Source organism: Oceanobacillus damuensis, from assembly GCF_001618145.1.
In the GTDB taxonomy this organism is placed as follows: Bacteria; Bacillota; Bacilli; order Bacillales; family Amphibacillaceae; genus Oceanobacillus; species Oceanobacillus damuensis.
In genome coordinates this window covers 13,947-34,210 of record NZ_LQNF01000038.1, presented here as the reverse complement: position 1 = coordinate 34,210, position 20,264 = coordinate 13,947, and the positions used below count along the sequence as shown (strand labels likewise).

Sequence of the window (20,264 nt, the reverse complement as noted above, 5' to 3'; positions counted from 1 at the left end):
AAAATATATACTGTTAGTAATCTATTAATCTATACAATAAGATGACTTATCATAAGTCATGCCGGTATAAATCAAGTTTCTGGCCAACATCATATAGTGACTTGTAATGGCCGGCATGATTACAATCGGTGCCTCCCCTCCCTGAGATTTATGGATCGTAATACAATAACCGAGGTCCAGCTCTTTTACCTCCTGTTTCGTATATCGGACATCCTTTCCATGGAAATCAACCGTCATTATACCCACGAACTTACCACTTTTATCTTTTTCTTCCGTAAATCCTTGGATAATACCCGTATCCCCATTAAATACTTGTTTCTCGTAATTGTTTTTCAATTGAATCACTTTATCGCCAATTCGAAAAAATCGCTTGCCAACTTTCCATTCTTTTTTGTTATTCTCAGATGGATTCAATGCTTCCCGAAGATGATGATTCAATTCTATCGTGCCAACGCTGCCCTTTTTCATTGGACTTAACACAAGAATATCTGAGAGAGAAAATCCCAGTTCCGTAAATCTGAAAGCACTCTCCACAATAGTTTGTCTGACTAATTCAGCATTTTCCTGCATAATAAAAAAGAAGTCTTCTTTATCCTTATCGATAAACATGGACTTCCCTTTGTTGATGCGATGTGCATTATTAATAATTTGGCTTTCCTGTGCCTGTCTGAATACTTCTGTCAAACACACCATTGGTAAGCCAGCTTGCACCATATCACCTAAAACATTTCCCGGACTGATCGACGGAAGCTGATCAACGTCCCCGACAAATAATATTTTTGTATCTGAATGAACAGCTTGTAACAAGAGATTTGCCAGACTAATATCCACCATGGACATTTCGTCTATTATCAACAGTTTACAAGGTAATTTATGATCCACATGATATTCAGGAATTTCCCCTGGCCGATAACCAATAAGCCTATGAATCGTTGATGCATCACACCTGGTAATCTCCGACAGTTTTCGGCTTGCCCTTCCTGTAGGAGCTACTAGACTTATAGAATCTTCCGGATAAATGTCCCTATAAATATCAATCATGGCTCGAATGACTGTTGTTTTACCTGTGCCCGGTCCACCCGTTAATATCAATAATTGCTGTTTAAACAACTTACGAATGGCTTCCCGCTGTTTTTCCGCAAGAATAATTCCTTGCTTCTTTTGATATTTGTCCAGGTGTTTTTCTGAAAAAGACATGGCTCCGCCATCCCGCGAACCTTTCATTCTTGAAAGTTTCCGAGCTACGTACTCTTCGTGATAATAAAAAGATTTGGGATATACACAACCATCTTCAATGATGATGTACTTATCTTCTAAATTGTAAATGCTACTTTTCAATTCTTCCAAAGTAACTTTCTCTGTACCTTTCGAATTATGATTCAAAGCCTTTTCAGCCTCAAACAGCAAAATTTTTTCAGCAATATAAGTGTGGCCCGATTGATAGCAAAGCCGTTTCAATATAAATTTCAAACACGCTTCAACTCGATAGCCTGAATTCGATATTATTCCTATCCGTTTGGCTATTTCGTCTGCTTTCAGAAAACCTATTAAATCCAGGTCTATTAATAGATATGGATTCCTCTTAAGCATAGAAACTGTGTTAGATCCATACTCCTTATATGCACGTAAAGCCATCGCAGCTGTTACCCCATAATCTAAAAGTTCAGAGATTACCTTTTGTATTTCAAATGTGGATAAAATACTGTCTACAATCTTTTTTGATCGACTTTTTCCTATTCCCTTTATCCCTAATAAGCAAGGTTCTTTTTCTCTGGCGATTATTTCCAATGTATCCTTGCCAAAGTAATCAACTAGTTTCCTTGCTTGTTTCTCACCACAACCTTTTACCATCGATGAAGTAAGGAAGGACAGAATCTGTTCCTCGGTTTTGGGTATTGATCGAGACCATGTATCTACAACAAATTGTCTCCCATACTTGTGATGTGTTTCCCATACACCGTTTATACTTAAATTTTCACCCTTATTCACGCCAAACATATTACCTTTTATTCTAACTTGTTTCCCATCTACTATCATGATAGCAATTAGAAAATCATCATTTCGGTATAATATGTCGGCAATATTACCACTTAATTCAGTCATTCAAGCATCACATCATTTGCCTGTAACCATTTCCTTAAACGTTGGAGAAACGCCGGAAAAGAATTCAGTTTGTCTGGAAGGATGCGATTACTTCTTTCTTCATCGAATATTTGGTAAAAAAGGATGAATGGCATGGAGACGGTCTCCCGCTTATTTTTAATAAATGCTTTTATGCGTTCGAGCATCGTATCTGGATTTTGTTTTTTCAAAGTATCTATTTCTGCGACAACGTCAGTATCTATCTCGTCCATTGATTCAAGCAATGTTTTATTTAACTGAGGGTTTTTAACTTGATTTGCTTCATGCAGCAATTCATTTTGTGCTTTTACTTGATCTTCATACGAAAGAATTTCATTAAATTGGAGCTCCACTTCGTGTGACATGTCAACCTCTTCGAAAAAGGCTTCTATTTCATGCTGAGGAATATTCATTTTGCTTGGAAATCCAATTACTTTTGGAATAGATTTAACGAGATGCCACAAATGTGCAGGTATGTGACTAAAATTATTATGCAATTCGATCAGAATATACCCTTTTAAAACACTCTCGATTTTCTTGGAGTTATCTCGGATTTGTTTTAGCTTTGTGGTAATATTTTTTATTTGTTTGCGATACTCCTCCATTAAATCCAACGTATTTACGTCTTCATGGCATTGCATCTGTTGATAGGCTATACGCAGATTGCTCAGATTCGTCTGTAATCGTTGTATATATAAATGGTTGGAGATATCCGAGCCGGTTAAGCGGCTAACATCCAGTTGGTCGTTCTTGCTGTTAGCGATTTGCGTATAAGTTTCTAAAGCAAAAATCGATGTAACGGCATCCATGCCAGATTGTATTAAACGATCATTTAGCATCGTTTTAACTGCTATTTCTGAACCTGTACGTACTTGCACTGCAAAGAATGACACTCTTACCACCTCTTTCCAAACGATTTGATTAACCTGTTATAACCTGGAACAAGGAAATGCGTTATTCAGACAATATTTTTCTTATCCATAAACCTTTTACCGTGATGCCGTTTCTCACTAAGCCAATTATTGAGAAATCGTTTAGCCTCTTCTGCTGGAAAATACCACTTACCTCCAATCTTCACCTTTGGAAATCCTTCATCATGGAAAAAAGTGTCTTGCATTGTATTCCAACTCATGCAAGTTCTACGCTTTAATTCTTTAGAATCCCAATAAACCAACTCTTTATCTAGTTCATTGAGGCGTTTTTCAATTGCTTCTTTATATCTCTCCTCGATGGCTTGTTTATCAACTTGCACTTCAATCATTAAAATCACCTACCATTTCATTAAATTTGGTCATGAAATTTAACAATAAGAAAGGACATATTTTGATGTTAGCTTTGTCAAAAACCAGCCTTAAAACCATTTAGTTTCTTTCCGACACATGTTTTGTTCCCGTTTGGCAACTCTTTGTGTAAAAAAATTTGAATTTCATACTCTGGGATGTCTAGCACCTTCAAAATTTTAATAAATTCATTTACGCTAATCGGTACTCTGCCGTTTTCCCGCTTCCAATAGGATGTATGATTCATCCCTAAGCACTTTGCCATTTCTTCTTGCGAAATATTTCTAGACATCCTTTCGTACTTCAGACGACGTAAATTAAAACCCAAAATTTAATCACCTCCCTCTTATTTGTGTCAATATTAAAACAATTGTTCCTGTATGTCAACATAAAATGTTAAAATATACAAAATAATTTCTTTACGGGAACAAAAAACTGCAATATAATGTAGGCAGAGAATGGAGGAGTTTTAATTGAGAAGTTCCAAAGAGGTTATTCAACTTATACAGAATATGAGAAAAAATAAAAAGCTTAGTTTAGATGAATTAGCAAAAAAAGTCGGAGTATCTAAATCTACTCTTTCCAGATATGAGAGTGGAAAAAGGGAATTTCCAATAAATAATATTGAAGAGTATGCTAAAGCCCTTGATACGTCGGTAGAACATTTGCTGGGAATAGACAATCTCTATACTATCGAGTCTAATTATGTGGACGTTCCTGTACTTGGCCAAATTGCTTGTGGCGAACCTATCTATGTAGAAGAAAACTTTGAAGGATACCGTACGGAGCCAAAAAACAGCCTAACATCCGGAAATTTCTATTATCTACAAGCAAAAGGAAAAAGTATGAGTCCGACAATACCAGAAAATGCTTTTGTCCTTATCAGAGAACAACCGGATGTGGATAGCGGAGAAATTGCGGCAATACTAGTAAACGGAGAAAGCGAAGCAACCCTAAAAAGAATCCGTAAGTATGACGATTACATGATTTTGGTACCAGATAACTCCAACTTCGATCCTATTGTATCTGATAAAAATAGTCCCTGTAAAATAATCGGAAAGGCCATTCGCTATACTTTGGATCTTTAAACATATTCCTTTTAGAATCTGATTTTAAAATTAAGAAGTGTTATAGGTTGTTAAAATATGTTTGAATTGTACAAATTATAGGCTATAACTCGTGCACACATATTTATCCATAAAACTTTATTAACCATTAGAAGGAGGAATTATAAGTGGGAATATCTTTCCGTCAACACAAAGATAAAAAATGGGAGTATCGTGTTAAAATAAAAGATCCCATTACTAAAAAGTATAAAGAAAAATCTAAACGTGGCTTTAGAACAAAGCCAGAAGCTAGATTTGAAGCACAAAAGGTGGAAAAAGATTTACTGGAGGGATTCGACATGTCGGAAACATCCCTTTATCATTTTTTGGACTTCTGGATGGAAGAATATAAAAAAGACACCGTGAGAAAAAATACTTATCTAACCTTGCAAAATAGTATCGAGAATCACATCAAGCCATATTTTAGGGAGTTAGTACTAAAAGAACTTACACCAGAACTATACCAAAAGTTCTTGAACCATCTAGATGAGAAAGACTTAGCTTATAACACTATCAAAAAGATCCATAATGCTTTAACTGGAGCGATGAACCGGGCTGTTATAAATAAGAAGGTACAAACTAATCCTTGCAGTAATGCTGTTTTTAAAGCGAAGGAGATTAAAGAGGATGTGAAATTCATTGATTCATCGAAAATAAACCTTTTTCTAACAAATGCCTATGAATATGGTTATATTTACTGGATATTTTTTAAATTATTAATAGAAACCGGTATGCGAAAAGGAGAAGCTGGTGCTTTACAATGGAGCGATATTAATTTTAAAGACTTGACAATCACCATTAACAAGAGCTTGGATTTTCAAGCAAGTAATGAATCTGAATTATTTGGCGAAACCAAGAACTATAATTCCAAACGAGTAATCTCAATCAGCAAGTCTCTTTCGGATGATTTACGTTTTCATGCGAGATGGCAGAATCAAAATAAAACAATGATCAATGATTTATATCATCATGAATTAAACCTTGTGTTATGTAGAAAAGACGGAAATTTCATGCCTAAATCTAGTCTATTCAATGCTTTTAGCCGTATATTAAAACGATCCGGCATTAAACCGTTACCTATTCATTCACTACGTCATACACATGCTGTGTTGTTGCTAGAGGCAGGAGCCGATATGAAGTATATACAAAAACGTTTAGGCCACGGGAGCTATCAAATTACTGCCGACATTTACTCACATGTTTCAAATAAAATAAATCAAAAAAATACCGCTCAGTTTGAATCATACCTGAACGATATTTTAAAATAAGGTAATTTATTTTTTTAAATTTTTTGTGGGTGTTTGGTGGGTGCGTCCCATTAATATCCTCAAAATCAGCAGTGCACCCACGAGAGAAACCCCATTAGACCAAGCCTAGTAGTTAGTCAAATACTGCTCACGTTCCCAAGGATGTACAGTCGTCCTAAACATATCCCACTCAATCTCTTTAGCTTCGATAAAGTGTTCATACAAATGCTCACCAAGGGCACTTATAAGAACTTCATCTTTCTGCAGTTCTTCCAAAGCGTCCATGAGTGTAGCCGGAAGATCTTTAATTCCATTAGCTTCACGTTCAGCTTTGTTCATCACATAAATGTTACGATCAATCGCTTCTGGTGCTTCCATTTTATTTTCTACACCATCAAGTCCTGCAGCCAACAAGAGAGCTAAGGCCATGTACGGGTTTGCAGCAGGGTCAACACTGCGGACTTCAATACGGGTACTTAACCCTCTTGAACTAGGTACACGAACCAAAGGGCTTCGGTTGGAACCAGACCAGGCGACATAACAAGGTGCTTCATAGCCAGGCACAAGACGTTTGTAAGAATTTACTGTCGGGTTTGTTACTGCAGTAAAGTTGGTTGCATGATCTAAGACACCTGCCAGGAAGTTATATGCTGTCTGACTCAGCTGCATATCTCCATTTTCAGAGAAAAATGCATTCTCTCCACCTTTGAATAAAGACATGTTTACATGCATTCCAGAGCCATTGACACCGAATAACGGCTTCGGCATAAATGTAGCGTGCAGATTATGTTTTCTCGCAATCGTTTTTACAACTAATTTAAATGTCTGAATATCATCTGCATGCTTAACAGCATCGGAATATTTAAAATCGATTTCATGTTGTCCGGGAGCAACTTCATGATGAGATGCTTCAATTTCAAAGCCCATTTCTTCCAGCTCAAGAACGATATCTCTACGGCAGTTCTCCCCTAGATCTGTTGGAGCAAGATCAAAATATCCGCCATGGTCATTAAGTTCTAGTGTTGGGTCACCTTTTTCATCCAATTTGAATAAGAAGAATTCCGGTTCTGTACCAATATTGAAGGCATCAAATCCTAGCTCCTTCATTTTTTTCAAATTGCGCTTCAGGTTATATCTTGGACAACCTTCAAATGGCGTACCATCCGGATTGTAAATATCACAAATGAATCGTGCTACTTTACCTTTTTCCGAAGTCCATGGAAATACAACAAACGTATCAAGGTCAGGGTATAATTGCATATCAGATTCTTCGATGCGAACGAATCCTTCAATGGAAGATCCGTCAAACATCATCTTATTGTCCAATGCTTTATCCAATTGACTCAATGGAATTTCCACATTTTTGATGTTTCCAAGCATATCCGTAAATTGCAAACGAATAAACCTTACATTTTCCTCTTTAATTTGTTGAATGATTTCTTCTCTCGTAAATTTCTTTCCCATTCAGTTTCCTCCTAGAATTTTTTATAAGTATATAATCAGAAAAATTTCCGCTTTCACCCAAGTAAGTATGAAGCTTTATTTTTCTAATACTTTATCAATTGTTTACAAAAAATCTCGATAGTTCGCCTTGCCTTAAACTTGTTCTTCCTAATCTGCCGGCTTCCTTTAGTTCATTTCGCAGAACTGACCTAAGTTCTTTATCCGATAAACCGGAAGTATGGTCCTTGCTAATTTCTTCTTTTTCTTCTTCTTCTTCTTTTTCTTCTTCTTCTTCTTTTACTTCTTCAGCAAGCAGTAACTTGATTCCTGCCATGTTCAGACCTTTATCCAGCAGATCCTTAATCTCCAACAGCTTGTCTACATCATTAAAGGAAAACAATCGCTGATTTCCGGAAGTCCGTTCCGGTGTGATCAGTTCATTTTCTTCATAATATCTGATTTGTCGCGCTGTCAGCTCAGTCAGCTTCATAACTGTACCTATTGAGAACAAGGGCATCGAACGACGATCATTATCATTCACCAGATAACCCTCCCCTAATTCTTTATAACGTAATTATAGAATATGTAAGGTTATGTGTCAAATGCATGTAAGCAATCCTGACATTAAGTTATTAGATTTTCTGATTTTTTTCATATACCCTATTCATTGGAAAGGAAACCTTTTTCGCTTAAAATTTTTACCGATTCGCGTAAAGCTATCTTTATATGCGCATAAGTGAGCCCACCTTGGACAAAAGCAGTATACGGAGCTCTGATTGGCCCATCTGCAGACAATTCTATACTCGAACCTTGAATGAATGTCCCGGCAGCCATGATCACTTTATCTTCATAGCCGGGCATTTCACTTGGGTACGGAGTTACATAGGAATTAACAGGAGAATTCTGCTGGATTGCCTGGCAAAAGGCCACCATCTGGTCTGCATCTGGAAATGTTACCGATTGAATTAAATCTGTGCGTGCCTCCCTGTAGCCAGGGGAAGTGCGAAAGCCTGCCAGGTCCAGAAACCTTGCTGTCAATACAGCCCCTTTAAGTGCTTCACCAACAACATGTGGGGCAAGGAAGAATCCTTGATACATCTCCTGCAGCATATTCAATGTTGCACCTGTTTCTTTACCAAGGCCGGGGGCGGTTAATCTGTTTGCACACTGGTTAACCAGGTCCTGGCGTCCAACAATATAACCACCTGCTCTTACAATTCCCCCACCTGGATTTTTTATTAAAGAACCCGCGATTATGTCAGCACCCACATGAAGTGGTTCTTTCACTTCCACAAACTCACCATAGCAATTGTCGACAAATATGATAATGTCTTCCTTTATTTCCTTAATGAAACGGACCATTTCCCCTATCTCATCGACAGTGAACGACGGTCTGTCGTCATAGCCTTTCGAACGCTGAATTCCTATTACTTTTGTTCCCTCATTAATTGCATCCTTAATTCCCGAATAATCAACATACCCCTCTTCTCTCAGTGAAACTTCGTTGTATTTAATTTTAAAATCCCGCAAAGAACCTGTATTATTGGTTCCACGCTTCCCAATTACTTCTTCCAGTGTATCGTATGGTTTGCCGGTAATATATATTAATTCATCATCCGGACGCAAGAGACCGAATAACACAGTCGTGATTGCATGGGTTCCCGAAACAATCTGCGGTCTGACAAGGGCGTCCTCTCCTCCGAATACATCTGCATATACTGCTTCCAGTCCTTCTCTGCCTAAATCATCATACCCATAACCACTTGTGGAATTAAAATGGCTGTCACTGATTCTGTTTTTAATGAATGCATCAAGTACTCGCTTCTGGTTTGTTTCTGTAATGGAATCAATGTTTCGGTGCTGCTGTATACAATCTGATTCTGCCTGGCTCATTAATGTTTCAATCATGTTGATTATTGCTCCTTCAATAAACTAGTCAATGAATGGTCTTGTCTGATAAAACCACGAATAACATAACTATTTTTTTCTTCATCAAAAGCTTTGTCTTTGATAATCGTTTCTGTTGTCAAATTATTGATTAATCTGCCATTTTCAGGATTCAGGACCACCTTATAATCCTCCCATTCCTCCTGCAGCATTTTCTCAATCTTTTTCAGTACCTTATTGATATCATCCTCATCGTATGCACTTATACGCATATATGGATGATTCATAGGAAAAAAATCATCCGTTCCTAGATCTTTCTTATTGTATAACGTAAGCATAGGCAGGTTTTGTGCCCCCAGGTCTTCGAGCAGCCTGTTGACCGTATCCTGCTGCTGTGCCTGATCAGGATCCGATCCGTCCACAACATGCAACAAAAAATCTGACTCTGTCACTTCCTCCAGTGTAGAGCGGAAAGATGCAATGAGCGAAGTCGGCAGTTCCTGAAGGAAACCAACCGTATCCGTTATGAGTAGTTCAAAACCGGAAGGCAGACTGATTTTACGTGTTAGAGGATCCAATGTTGCGAATAGTAGGTTCTCCTCCAGCGAATCACTTTTTGTGAGCCGGTTAAATAGTGTTGACTTCCCGGCATTCGTATATCCAACAATAGCTATTTGGAACACATCATTATGTTTCCGCCGTTTGCGATATTGGTCCCTTTGGTTCACAACCAATTTCAGCCGCCGTTTAATATCATAAATTCTTCTGCTGATATGACGTCTGTCGGACTCCAGCTTCGTTTCACCAGGTCCCCTTGTCCCAATGCCGCCTCCTAGTCTCGACATCGCAACACCCTGCCCATGCAGACGCGGCAGCATGTATTCCAATTGGGCAAGCTCCACCTGAAGCTTGCCTTCTTTTGTTCTTGCACGCATGGCAAAAATGTCTAATATCAGTTGGCTTCTATCAATGATTCGTACGCCTAGATAATCGGTAAGATTTCTCATTTGACCGGCAGAGAGCTCATCATTGGAAATGACAAGGTCAATTTCCTCTGTATCAATAACTTCTTTTATTTCGGCAATTTTCCCTTCCCCAATATATGTAGCAGGATGGATACGGTTTCTTTTTTGAGTTACGACCTTTTCAACCGTTCCTCCCGCTGTTTTTCCTAATGAAATTAATTCTTCCAGGGAAGATTGAAATCGGTCTTCCGTTTGTTTGTTGCTTTTTACTGCTATAATAAGTATTCTTTCTTCGAACATAGACAGACCTCTTTCTTCATTACTTTCTGTGATAATGGAACGAATGACTTCAGATCCACTATTAGCTGACATGCCACTGCTTGGTCTGTATCAATCATATCAAAAAAATCTTTTGAAATAAATAACACTGACTTTAACTGTAGCTGCGATCCAACTGCAAATCATTTCCTGTCAGTAGTACAAGGTCTTTGGAAGTATAGCTATTTTGGTTTAACAGTCTTACGGCATGCATGCGGATTGCACGCTCAATGACATTCCTGACATACCTTGCATTGGAGAAATTTCTGGATTTATCACTCAGCTTTTTGTATAGATGGTTTCTCAGTTCCCATTCCGCTTCCTTCGATAAATTATATTCTCTCTCAGCAGCCATTGTATTGGCAATTTCCAGCAATTGGCTGACTTCATAATCATCAAATTCCAGGATGAAGGGAAATCGGGACTCCAGTCCAGGGTTGAATGTTAAAAATCGGTCCATCTCATACGGATACCCGGCAAGTATCAGGACAAAATCTTCATGACTATCCTCCATATGTTTGACAAGTGTATCGATTGCTTCTTTACCAAAGTCCTTTTCGCCTCCCCTTGCCAACGAATAGGCTTCATCGATAAAAAGAATTCCCCCCATTGCCTTTTGAATAATGGCCCGGGTCTTTTGAGCGGTTTGCCCAATATATTCCCCGACCAAATCAGCCCGTTCTGCTTCGATAAAATGACCTTTGGAAAGGATTTTCATTTCAAAGTAGATTTTGGCAAGCTTTCTGGCAACAGTGGTTTTCCCTGTACCAGGATTCCCTTTAAAAAGCATATGAAGTACCTGTTTGGAATCTTTTAAACCGATTTCTTTCCGCTTCTCATTGATTAAGATGGTAGCGTATATCTCTTTTATGGAGCTTTTTAAATTATCCAATCCCACAAATGAAGAAAATTCATGATCAATCAGTTTAAACGGATTATTTTCAATCGATTGCTTTTTGCATTTTTGTTGAGAATCAACATAGTCCCGTTCCTGTAAAATAATATTAATTTTACCGTTTTTATATCCTTGCAGCTGCGCCATTATTGGATCACCCCTTACTCTTCCACAGTATACGCAAAAGAATCTGGAGGTGTGACAAATGCCCATATCCAAAACACCTTACTCCTTCTTTGACCGTATGTTTAGTTAAGGCGTACGGACAGACCAAAGAATCAATTTAGGGATACTTAAGTGATGGACAAACTCCCCTAAATGTTCGGTTCTGCTCCAGAGGATTCAGGTAGGCTTGCAGTCATGCCCGTCTGCAGGGTATTCACTTTATGTAAACGTAAAACGCAGCAATCCGTTACCAGGATACTTCTTTTTGTAAATATTAAAACGGACGCAAATCGGCGTCCGTTTTATCTAATTATTCTTTTTCAAGAGTAACATTTTTAACCGGAGCAAACGTTGAGATAGCATGTTTAAAAATGAGTTGCTGTTTCCCATCCGTCTCCAGGAGGATTGTAAAATTGTCAAACGCTTTAACAATACCTCTCAATTGAAATCCATTCGTTAAAAAGACAGTAACTGAAATATGATTTTTTCTTAATTGATTTAAATACTGATCCTGGATATTTACCGTTTGAGCCATGGAAGTTCCTCCTCTTTTCTATCTGTATTACTAATTCTACCATTATTTCAAAATTCCTGCTAAATCTTCAAAAATAACTCCAAATTTTTCATCTGCTGTATCTGGTGTCAAAGAATACCATGTTACATCCATTTTATTTTTAAACCAGGTAAACTGTCTTTTGGCATATCTTCTTGAATTCCGTTTTAATAAATCGATTGTCTCCTCAAGGGTTTGTTCTTTTTTAAAATATGGAATAAACTCCTTATATCCAATTGCTTTCATCGGCTGGCAATCTTGAAGCCCCTTTCCGTATAGCTCTCTAACCTCTTCAAGCAGGCCAGCTGCCATCATTTGGTCGACTCGTTCGTTAATACGCTTATAGAGAAGCGCCCTTTCCATCTCCAACCCCAATAATATTGGATTGTAGGGTGACTCCATTGATTGGGTCTTCTGGTACTCCGTCATTGTTTTTCCGGTTGATTCATAGATTTCAAGGGCTCGGATGACCCGCCTATGATTATTCGGATGGATTTTTTCCGCCTGCTCAGGGTCGATTTGCACCAGTTGGTTATACAACGGCATAATTCCTTGAGACGCGACGATTTCTTCCATCTTCATCGTCAGGTCGTGGTCCCTTTTTATGTTAGAAAAATGATAATCATAGAGCGCAGACTGGATATACAGGCCACTTCCTCCAACTATAATCGGTAGCTTACCCCGTGCGGAAATTTCATTTATGTATTTTTGCACATACGCTTTAAAATCAGCAGCAGAAAATTCCTGTTCAGGTTCCTTTATATCGATTAGATGATGGGGAATTTCCTGCATTTCGGCAGGTCTCACTTTTGCAGTACCGATGTCAAATCCTTTATACACTTGCATCGAATCTCCGTTTATGATTTCCCCATTAAATCGCATTGCGAGCTCAATACTCAATTTTGTTTTTCCAACAGCTGTTGGACCCACAATGGTAACTACATTTTTTTTCATTAGTATTCCCCTAAAATTTCTTTTTATTCATATGCTGAATACGCTGTCAGCATCCAGATTTCTTTTTCGAGTTGTCCCTGGAGACCTATAAGCATATCTGCAGTTGGTTCATCGCTCACTTCATCTGCAAGTGGCAGACCCAATTTACTGATTTCCTCGACTACCTGTGTAAGATCCTGCAACAGCTGTGCAATTATCTCCATTTCCTTATCGTCGGCATTTGCTTCTTCCAATGTTGATTCCTTTAAATATTTACTCATCGTTGCCAGTGGTTTACCATTTATCATTAATATTCTTTCAGCAATAGCATCAAGGTCGGCAGCAATACGATTATACATTTCCTCAAACTTTTCGTGGAGGGTAAAGAAATGCCTGCCTTGCACAAACCAGTGATAACGATGTAACTTAACATACAGAACAACGTAATTGGAGAGCATTTGATTTAAAAAATTGATCAGTTTCTGATTATCCAACTTCCACACCTCGAATTTAATGCAGCATCATTTTTTCACTTCTGCTTTTAGCATTATCTTCGTCGGTAGATGGAAATTTTATACATCTTCCTTATTCAACTTTCGCAGAAGGAAATAGATAAATAAGCCTTGGCAGAATTAGGATGGCGTGAGTTGCACTGCTGAAGTTGACTTTGGATTAACTATTTGCACTGAGTAGCCTGGATACACCTGTACCCCATCGTCGTTCTTTTAGTTTCAGATCTTTTTATTCGCAGTTTATGTAAAATGCGAAGTAACTTAATTACAATTGGTTTTGAATAAGCTGTAACGCGCGATAGGTATCTTCGGCGACCGCTCGGGGAAATACACTGCGCTTTCCACGGGCGGCTGGTGAGCCAACTTGCGCTAAAGCGCTGCGCTGTCTCACCGTTGCCTCTCTTCCCGTAGGAGTCTCCGTGTATTTCCCCGAGCTGATTAGCGCATGCTGCCACTTATAACCTGTGCGATAGCTAAACTAGCAATACACAGCTACACCAGTCCGGGTGAGCGGCGGGCGGTGACTCCTCGGAAATACAAATCAATTTCGGAGGCGCATCCGCCCAGAGCGATCCCGGACGGCGACAATAGGACAATTTCGGTGATATATCTCCAGTTACTTCGCATTTTATATCTACTATGCAATAATTAAAAAGCAAACCATCTTTTAAATAGCCTTATTTCCATCAGGTTCACAAGGGGATTATTAGAGACATTCCAAGTTTAACCCAGTTAACTGTTAAAGCTAATTTTCTTGGTGCGAAAGTTGAGTTCCTTACATAATCCGTTTGAACATTTTTTCCAGTTCATACGTGGAGAAATGAACGATTATCGGCCTGCCATGCGGACATGTAAATGGATCAGTTGTTTTTCGCAAATCCTCAAGCAAGCGTAACATATCATCCTCATTCAAATAATGATTCGCTTTAATCGACCGTTTACAGGACATCAGAATAGCAGCTTCTTCCCTGATCGATTGCACATTAACTTTTTCTTCATTCATGATCTGCTCAATCATTTCCCGGATCACTTCTTCTTCAAAACCTGCTGGGAACCAGTTTGGATGGGAACGGATAACATAAGTCTGATTGCCGAATTGTTCAAAAAATAAACCTACTTTTTCAAGTTCTTCTTTATATTGTTCAATAAATATAGCTTCCTGCTTGGAGAACTCAAACGTCATTGGCAACAGAAGCTCTTGTGATTCATTGACAGGCTTTCCAAGCTTTTCCTTGAAAAATTCGTATTTGATCCGTTCCTGTGCTGCATGCTGGTCAATCATATACAGGCCATTTTCATTTTGAGCCAAAATATATGTACCCTGTAATTGCCCAATCGGATACATTGGAGGGACACGTGGATTTTCCGCCTCTTCTTTAATGGGCTCAGCTTCCATTTCCTTGATTTCATTCATTTCATTGATCGGCTGACTGAATATTTCTTTTGTATTTTCCTGCTCATCCAGTGGCTGAACATTGCTTTTCCGTTCTGAAAATGATGGTGTCGCATCATGGATTACCTGTTGACTTCCAGCCACTTCATTATTCCTTGCATTGTCCTCTTTAAATACCTTATCAAAGTCCAATGTATGCTGAATGGATTTATCTTTTACTTTCGGCTTCTGTTCCATCTCCGGGATTAAGGTGATTTCACGAAACTTGGTTTTGATGGTTTGTTCGATGGCAGAATACAGTTCTCTGTCCTTACTGAAGCGAACCTCAAGCTTAGCGGGGTGGACATTGACATCTACGAGTATCGGGTCCATATCAATAGCCAAAATCACGATAGGTGATCGTCCAATCGGCAGCAGTGTATGATATCCACGAAGGATGGCTTGGGTCAAAGCAGGATTTCTAATATAGCGACCATTAATGATTGTTGATACATACGCTCTTGAAGCTCTTGTGATTTCTGGTTTGGCTATATAGCCTTCAATTGAAAAATCCAACGTACTATGCTTTATCGGAAGCATCTTCTTGGCAACATTCATCCCGTATATTTGTGCAATGACCTGCAGCAAGTCTCCGGTACCTGAAGTTTTAAATAAACCTTTCCCATTATGTGTCGCTTCAAATCGTATCTCAGGATGGGAAAGAGCCATCCTGTTTAATAGATCTGTAACATGTCCTAATTCCGTATGCAGGCTTTTCATATATTTAAGTCTTGCCGGTGTATTGAAGAAAAGGTCCTTTATTGTGATCTCTGTTCCTTTTCGTGCATCGCTTTTTTTCTTCACAAGTGGCTTGCCGCCTTCCAATGACAAAAACGTACCTGCATCATCCCCTTGTGAGGTCTTGATTGTCAGCCTGCTTACTGATGCAATACTTGCTAGTGCTTCTCCACGAAACCCAAGTGTTTTGACATGAAATAAATCTGTCTCACTTTTAATCTTGCTCGTTGCATGCCTCAGAAATGCTTTATCGGTATCCTTTTCTGACATTCCATCCCCATTGTCCGTGATCCTGATCTCCTGCAAGCCTGCTTCGGTGATATCAATCTTTATCCAAGTACTGTTTGCATCAATACTGTTTTCGACAAGCTCTTTTACAACAGATGCGGGACGTTCAACAACTTCTCCTGCAGCTATTTTATTTGCCAGTGCATCTGACATCTGAATGATACTCATGCAAACAATCCCTTCCTTCTGAAACTAGTGCCTGACGCTTTTCTGCAGTCGATATAGTTCATTCATCGCTTCCATTGGTGTCAATTCAAATAAATTCAATTCCTTTAGATCGTTAATTACTTTTTCGTTATTGTCTGGCAGCTTTTCAGTCTTTACCGTTTTCTTTTCATCCACGAAGAAAGACAGCTGACCCGACTCCATTCTCTCTGTGGCTGGAGCAGGTTTATCTTCCGTTTCCAGCTGCTGCAGAATTGCTGACGCTCTTTCAATCAAGGCCTCCGGAAGTTCGGCAAGCTTTGCCACATGAATTCCATAGCTTTGATCTGCAGCACCTTCTTTAATCTGATGCAAAAACACTACATTTCCTTCATGCTCTTCTGCCCTGACATGGATATTTTTCAGATTGGATAACGACTCCTCCAATGCAGTCAGTTCATGATAATGCGTGGAGAATAAGGTTTTGGCATGAATATTATTATGAATATACTCGACAATCGCCTGAGCAAGCGCCATTCCATCATAGGTGCTTGTGCCGCGTCCTATCTCGTCAAGTAAAATGAGGCTTCTCTCCGTTGCATTTGCAATCGCATGGTTTGCTTCAAGCATTTCCACCATAAAAGTACTTTGGCCGGAAACAAGGTCATCCGCAGCACCGATACGAGTGAAGATTTGATCGAATACAATCAGTTCTGCTTCATCACATGGTACAAAGCAGCCAATCTGTCCCATGATAGCCGTTAACGCAAGCTGTCTCATATACGTGCTCTTTCCGGACATATTCGGACCTGTAATCAGTAAAATATTTTTGTTTTCGTCAAGCGATATACAATTTGGAACAAACTCGCCGTCTTTCATTACTTGTTCGATAACAGGGTGCCGTCCATTTTTTATATCCAATTTGCTTTTTACAAATCGAGGTCGTTTATAATTATTCGCTTCACTGACTGTAGCGAAGCCTTGCAGCACATCGATCTTGCTTATGACGTCTGCAAGTTGCTGAAGTTCCGGAATGTGTTCCTTCACTTTCTCTCTCACTTCGATAAATAGTCGATATTCCAGATCCACACTTTTCTCTTCCGCCTCCAGAATGAGCTCTTCCTTTTCTTTTAATTCAGGTGTAATATAACGTTCCGCATTTGTCAGTGTTTGTTTACGTTCGTATCTTCCTTCAGGCAGAAGATGAAGGTTAGCTTTTGTCACCTCGATATAATAGCCGAAGACACGGTTATATCCAATTTTCAGGGACTTGATATTCGTTTCTTGTTTTTCCTTTTGTTCCAGTTCAGCTATCCATTTTTTGCCGTTCTTTGATGCGAAACGATACTTGTCCAACTGTTCATTATAGCCATCTTTTATAATCGACCCTTCTTTGATGGATATTGGAGGGTCTTCTACAAGACTCTCATCAAGCAGCTCCACAATAGACGTTGGAGAAAGCAGCTCATCTGCCAATCTACTGATTTCTTTCAGCCCAAATTGATATAATGTATTCTTCAGTGCAGGCACTTTCTGTAATGATTGTTTCAATTGAATTAAATCTCTCCCATTTACGTTACCAAACGCAATCCTCCCGGCCAATCGCTCCATATCATATACAGACTTCAAAATTTCACGCAATGTGTCTCTTTCCATAAAACCCTGGTAAAACCCTTCAACAATTTGTAAGCGTTCTTCTATCATTTTTTCATTAAGCAACGGTCTTTCCAACCATTTTTTAAGCGTTCGGGACCCCATTGCCGTCGCAGTTTTATCTAATACCCATAGCAGGCTTCCATGTTTCCCTTTTTTAATTATTGTTTCGGTAAGCTCCAAATTCCGCTTCGAATACATGTCCAGGGATAAATATTGATTCAGCTGTATGACTTCTGCCTTCTGTAGATGGTCAAGTGACCGCTTTTGAGTAACCTGAATATAGTTTAATAGTCGACTGAATGCCTTCATTAAGCGTTCATCATTAAGATTTTCGCTAAGGCCCCGATATTCAGCATTAAACGTTACTTCATCCTGATAGGATAGCGTAACGTTCAGACGTTCCTGCAATTGCAGCTGCATTTCATCAGGCAGGCTTGAGGAAATGACAATTTCCTTTATCGGTTGGTTATATAACTCATGGATAACCGCATCCCATCCATTTGTGAGCAATGCTATCCGATTTTCTCCGGTCGATAAGTCATTATAGACGATTACATACGAACCATCTTTAAAGTGGGAAAGACTGGCAATATAGTTATTCTCGCTTTCTTTCAACATATTGCTTTCCATTACAGTACCTGGTGTAATTAACTGAACGACTTCCCGCTTCACTACTCCTTTTGCGGTTTTAGGGTCTTCCACTTGCTCACAGATCGCCACTTTATAGCCTTTTTCAATTAATGTTTTGATGTAATTTTCTGCTGAATGATATGGGACGCCACACATTGGTATGGAGTCCCCTTTTCCTCCCCCTCTTTTAGTTAGCGTGATTTCCAGTTCTCTTGCTGCGTTAATTGCATCGTCATAAAACATTTCGTAAAAATCACCTAAGCGGTAAAACAAAAAAGCATCTTTATGTTCATTCTTTATTTTTATGTATTGCTCCATCATTGGTGTAAGCTTAGCCATCATTTTTCCTCCAACTACCCGTAAATATTCTTCTATTATTATAGCATAAAATAAGGTCGATAGCAGAAACGGACGGTTCCCGCTATCGTTCCCACTTTAATTTCCTTTTTATAAATAATCGAATGGAATAAAGAAAATCGGGTGTCATTTCTGTTGGAAAACTTGGTTGTCACCTATCTTTTCGGTGACAACCTAAGTTGGTTTACCCTAACTGCCTGCAAAAGAAAAACGAGAGCAACTAAACTCTCGTCTTCTATCTAGTCTTTTTTATGGAAGAAATCTGGTTTAACATCTTTGACTTCATCATCTGTCAGTTTGTAATCCCATGCCTCTTCATCGTCATCCTCGTCTTTTTCCCAATTCGGGTTAACTTTCACAAAGACTTTCGTATCACCAATGATTTGGACAATAAATTCACGCTCGATTTCCACAGTGACTTTTCCTCCATTGCCGGCAATTTTACATTCCAGGCAGTTTGGCTGCTGAACAACTTTTGCAATAACGTCATACTCGTCATTGATTGAGTTGTCATCCTTCACGGATAGTGGAATGATATCCGTGTACGTCACTCTCTCTGTAGCGACTTCTGTCTTTGTGTTGTCATTGTAGGAATACCAGATGTTTATATCATAGCTGCCGTTAATCTCGACCGTATCTTCGGATTTTTTCTTAGCATTATATAAATGATTGATCACCCAGCATCCCAAAATGCTTGAAGGCCTATGTGATGGAGAGATGGAATGGGATTCCTTGGAAAACTTTCGCCCTTTACCACAAACAGCTTTCGTTATGATTTCTCTATATTCTTTATCTAGAAAAGTCATGATTACTTTTACCTCCTCTTTTTTCATAGTCATTTTATGCAAGACAAATACCTAAAGTGCATAGCTTTCAAGAAAAGAAGTCGGGATAAGTGTCATGACTGTTTTTTGGCAGGCAGGATGGAAAACTTTTCTATCTGCCTAAACGCAACTGAGGCTGACATCGAAGGGCTTGGTAACAGCCAAATAGAAGTCTTCTAATATATATGATGCTTTTTTCCAGAAAATTGCCACTGGGTTGCTTGTGCCACCGAAAAATAAGTTTCATTGCCACATTACCTGTAAACTTTGAAGCTGACAAAGCAGCACATGACATAAGAGACAAAATAAAAACCAGGCAGATTTCCTGCCCGGTTAATATGTCAGTGTGTACATCCAGATTTACTTTTTGTTTTTGAACCAGTTTCACCGGCCAACACGTCACCGCCAGTGGATTCAATAACCTCGTTTGTCACTTCACGCGCAATTGTTTTAGACACAAGCTGCAAAACATCATTAACAACGATTTGTGTTTCTTTGAATTCCTGAACAATAGGTATATCATCGATTTCCGCCTGGAGACGGTCAATCTCCTCCTCCACGCGACTCAAGGCTTCTCTTTTCTCATAAGCCTGAAAATTAACCGCTTGTTTCTGGAGTGTTTTGATCTTTTGAATCAGATTTTGGACTTTCTTATTTTCGTTTATTTTCGCTTCGACCTGTTTGAAACGATCAATTTCTTCTGTACTGGCAAGCATACTCGCTAATCTTTTTGCTTCATCCAAAATTTCTTTTCTGCTATATTCAGCCAT

Annotated in this window: 18 protein-coding genes; 2 read left to right on the top strand and 16 right to left on the bottom strand. The window is 38.9% G+C overall.

What is annotated here, in order from left to right; genetic code table 11:
- Positions 1–24: 24 nt before the first annotated feature.
- The 4 genes from recD2 to A4245_RS17120 form a co-directional block, all read right to left on the bottom strand.
- On the bottom strand, positions 25–2,103 hold the full coding sequence (gene recD2, locus A4245_RS17135; RefSeq protein ID WP_067730186.1) for an SF1B family DNA helicase RecD2: 2,079 nt from the start codon (positions 2,101–2,103) through the stop codon (positions 25–27).
- Positions 2,100–3,014 carry a transcription termination/antitermination NusG family protein gene (locus tag A4245_RS17130; protein WP_067730183.1) on the bottom strand — a complete coding sequence of 305 codons (915 nt, stop codon included), beginning with the start codon at positions 3,012–3,014 and terminating at the stop codon, positions 2,100–2,102. The genes recD2 and A4245_RS17130 overlap by 4 nt, the downstream gene beginning before the upstream one ends.
- Before the next feature lie 65 nt (positions 3,015–3,079).
- Positions 3,080–3,382, bottom strand: a complete 303-nt coding sequence (locus tag A4245_RS17125; RefSeq protein WP_067730181.1) for a group-specific protein — start codon at positions 3,380–3,382, stop codon at positions 3,080–3,082.
- A 77-nt stretch (positions 3,383–3,459) separates the two neighbouring features.
- Positions 3,460–3,729, bottom strand: coding sequence for a helix-turn-helix domain-containing protein (locus tag A4245_RS17120; protein ID WP_067730179.1), 270 nt, complete (start codon positions 3,727–3,729; stop codon positions 3,460–3,462).
- Positions 3,730–3,874: 145 nt separating this feature from the next.
- On the opposite strand from A4245_RS17120, the gene A4245_RS17115 reads away from it, so the two are divergent.
- Both A4245_RS17115 and A4245_RS17110 read left to right on the top strand, forming a co-directional pair.
- Positions 3,875–4,489 carry a LexA family protein gene (locus A4245_RS17115; protein WP_067730178.1) on the top strand — a complete coding sequence of 205 codons (615 nt, stop codon included), beginning with the start codon at positions 3,875–3,877 and terminating at the stop codon, positions 4,487–4,489.
- A gap of 146 nt (positions 4,490–4,635) precedes the next feature.
- Positions 4,636–5,775, top strand: a complete 1,140-nt coding sequence (locus A4245_RS17110) for a tyrosine-type recombinase/integrase (protein ID WP_067730173.1) — start codon at positions 4,636–4,638, stop codon at positions 5,773–5,775.
- 105 nt (positions 5,776–5,880) lie between these two features.
- Here A4245_RS17110 and glnA read toward each other — a convergent pair whose 3' ends face one another.
- The 12 genes from glnA to A4245_RS17050 all read right to left on the bottom strand — a co-directional run bounded on the left by glnA (position 5,881) and on the right by A4245_RS17050 (position 20,264).
- A complete protein-coding gene (glnA, locus tag A4245_RS17105) occupies positions 5,881–7,218 on the bottom strand; it encodes a type I glutamate--ammonia ligase (RefSeq protein WP_067730171.1) in 1,338 nt (445 codons plus the stop codon).
- A 94-nt stretch (positions 7,219–7,312) separates the two neighbouring features.
- Positions 7,313–7,738: a MerR family transcriptional regulator gene (locus A4245_RS17100; RefSeq protein WP_067730170.1), complete on the bottom strand. Its 426-nt coding sequence runs from the start codon at positions 7,736–7,738 to the stop codon at positions 7,313–7,315.
- Positions 7,739–7,857: 119 nt separating this feature from the next.
- Positions 7,858–9,105, bottom strand: a complete 1,248-nt coding sequence (locus tag A4245_RS17095) for a methionine gamma-lyase family protein (protein ID WP_067730169.1) — start codon at positions 9,103–9,105, stop codon at positions 7,858–7,860.
- A gap of 5 nt (positions 9,106–9,110) precedes the next feature.
- On the bottom strand, positions 9,111–10,349 hold the full coding sequence (hflX, locus tag A4245_RS17090) for a GTPase HflX (protein WP_067730168.1): 1,239 nt from the start codon (positions 10,347–10,349) through the stop codon (positions 9,111–9,113).
- Between the two features lie 133 nt (positions 10,350–10,482).
- Positions 10,483–11,412, bottom strand: a complete 930-nt coding sequence (gene spoVK, locus A4245_RS17085) for a stage V sporulation protein K (RefSeq protein ID WP_407668397.1) — start codon at positions 11,410–11,412, stop codon at positions 10,483–10,485.
- Positions 11,413–11,737: 325 nt separating this feature from the next.
- Positions 11,738–11,962, bottom strand: a complete 225-nt coding sequence (gene hfq, locus A4245_RS17080) for an RNA chaperone Hfq (RefSeq protein ID WP_067730166.1) — start codon at positions 11,960–11,962, stop codon at positions 11,738–11,740.
- A 42-nt stretch (positions 11,963–12,004) separates the two neighbouring features.
- Entirely contained in the window at positions 12,005–12,934 is a 930-nt protein-coding gene (gene miaA / locus A4245_RS17075; RefSeq protein ID WP_067730164.1) for a tRNA (adenosine(37)-N6)-dimethylallyltransferase MiaA, read from the bottom strand.
- 23 nt (positions 12,935–12,957) lie between these two features.
- Complete coding sequence (locus tag A4245_RS17070; RefSeq protein ID WP_067730163.1) at positions 12,958–13,407, bottom strand: Dps family protein; 450 nt, start codon at positions 13,405–13,407, stop codon at positions 12,958–12,960.
- Positions 13,408–14,200: 793 nt separating this feature from the next.
- Complete coding sequence (gene mutL / locus A4245_RS17065; RefSeq protein ID WP_067730162.1) at positions 14,201–16,051, bottom strand: DNA mismatch repair endonuclease MutL; 1,851 nt, start codon at positions 16,049–16,051, stop codon at positions 14,201–14,203.
- Between the two features lie 24 nt (positions 16,052–16,075).
- Positions 16,076–18,652 (bottom strand): DNA mismatch repair protein MutS, encoded by a 2,577-nt coding sequence (mutS, locus tag A4245_RS17060; RefSeq protein WP_067730161.1) that lies wholly within the window; start codon positions 18,650–18,652, stop codon positions 16,076–16,078.
- Between the two features lie 257 nt (positions 18,653–18,909).
- Positions 18,910–19,476 (bottom strand): outer spore coat protein CotE, encoded by a 567-nt coding sequence (locus A4245_RS17055; protein ID WP_067730160.1) that lies wholly within the window; start codon positions 19,474–19,476, stop codon positions 18,910–18,912.
- A gap of 359 nt (positions 19,477–19,835) precedes the next feature.
- Positions 19,836–20,264, bottom strand: a complete 429-nt coding sequence (locus tag A4245_RS17050; RefSeq protein ID WP_067730159.1) for a YlbF/YmcA family competence regulator — start codon at positions 20,262–20,264, stop codon at positions 19,836–19,838.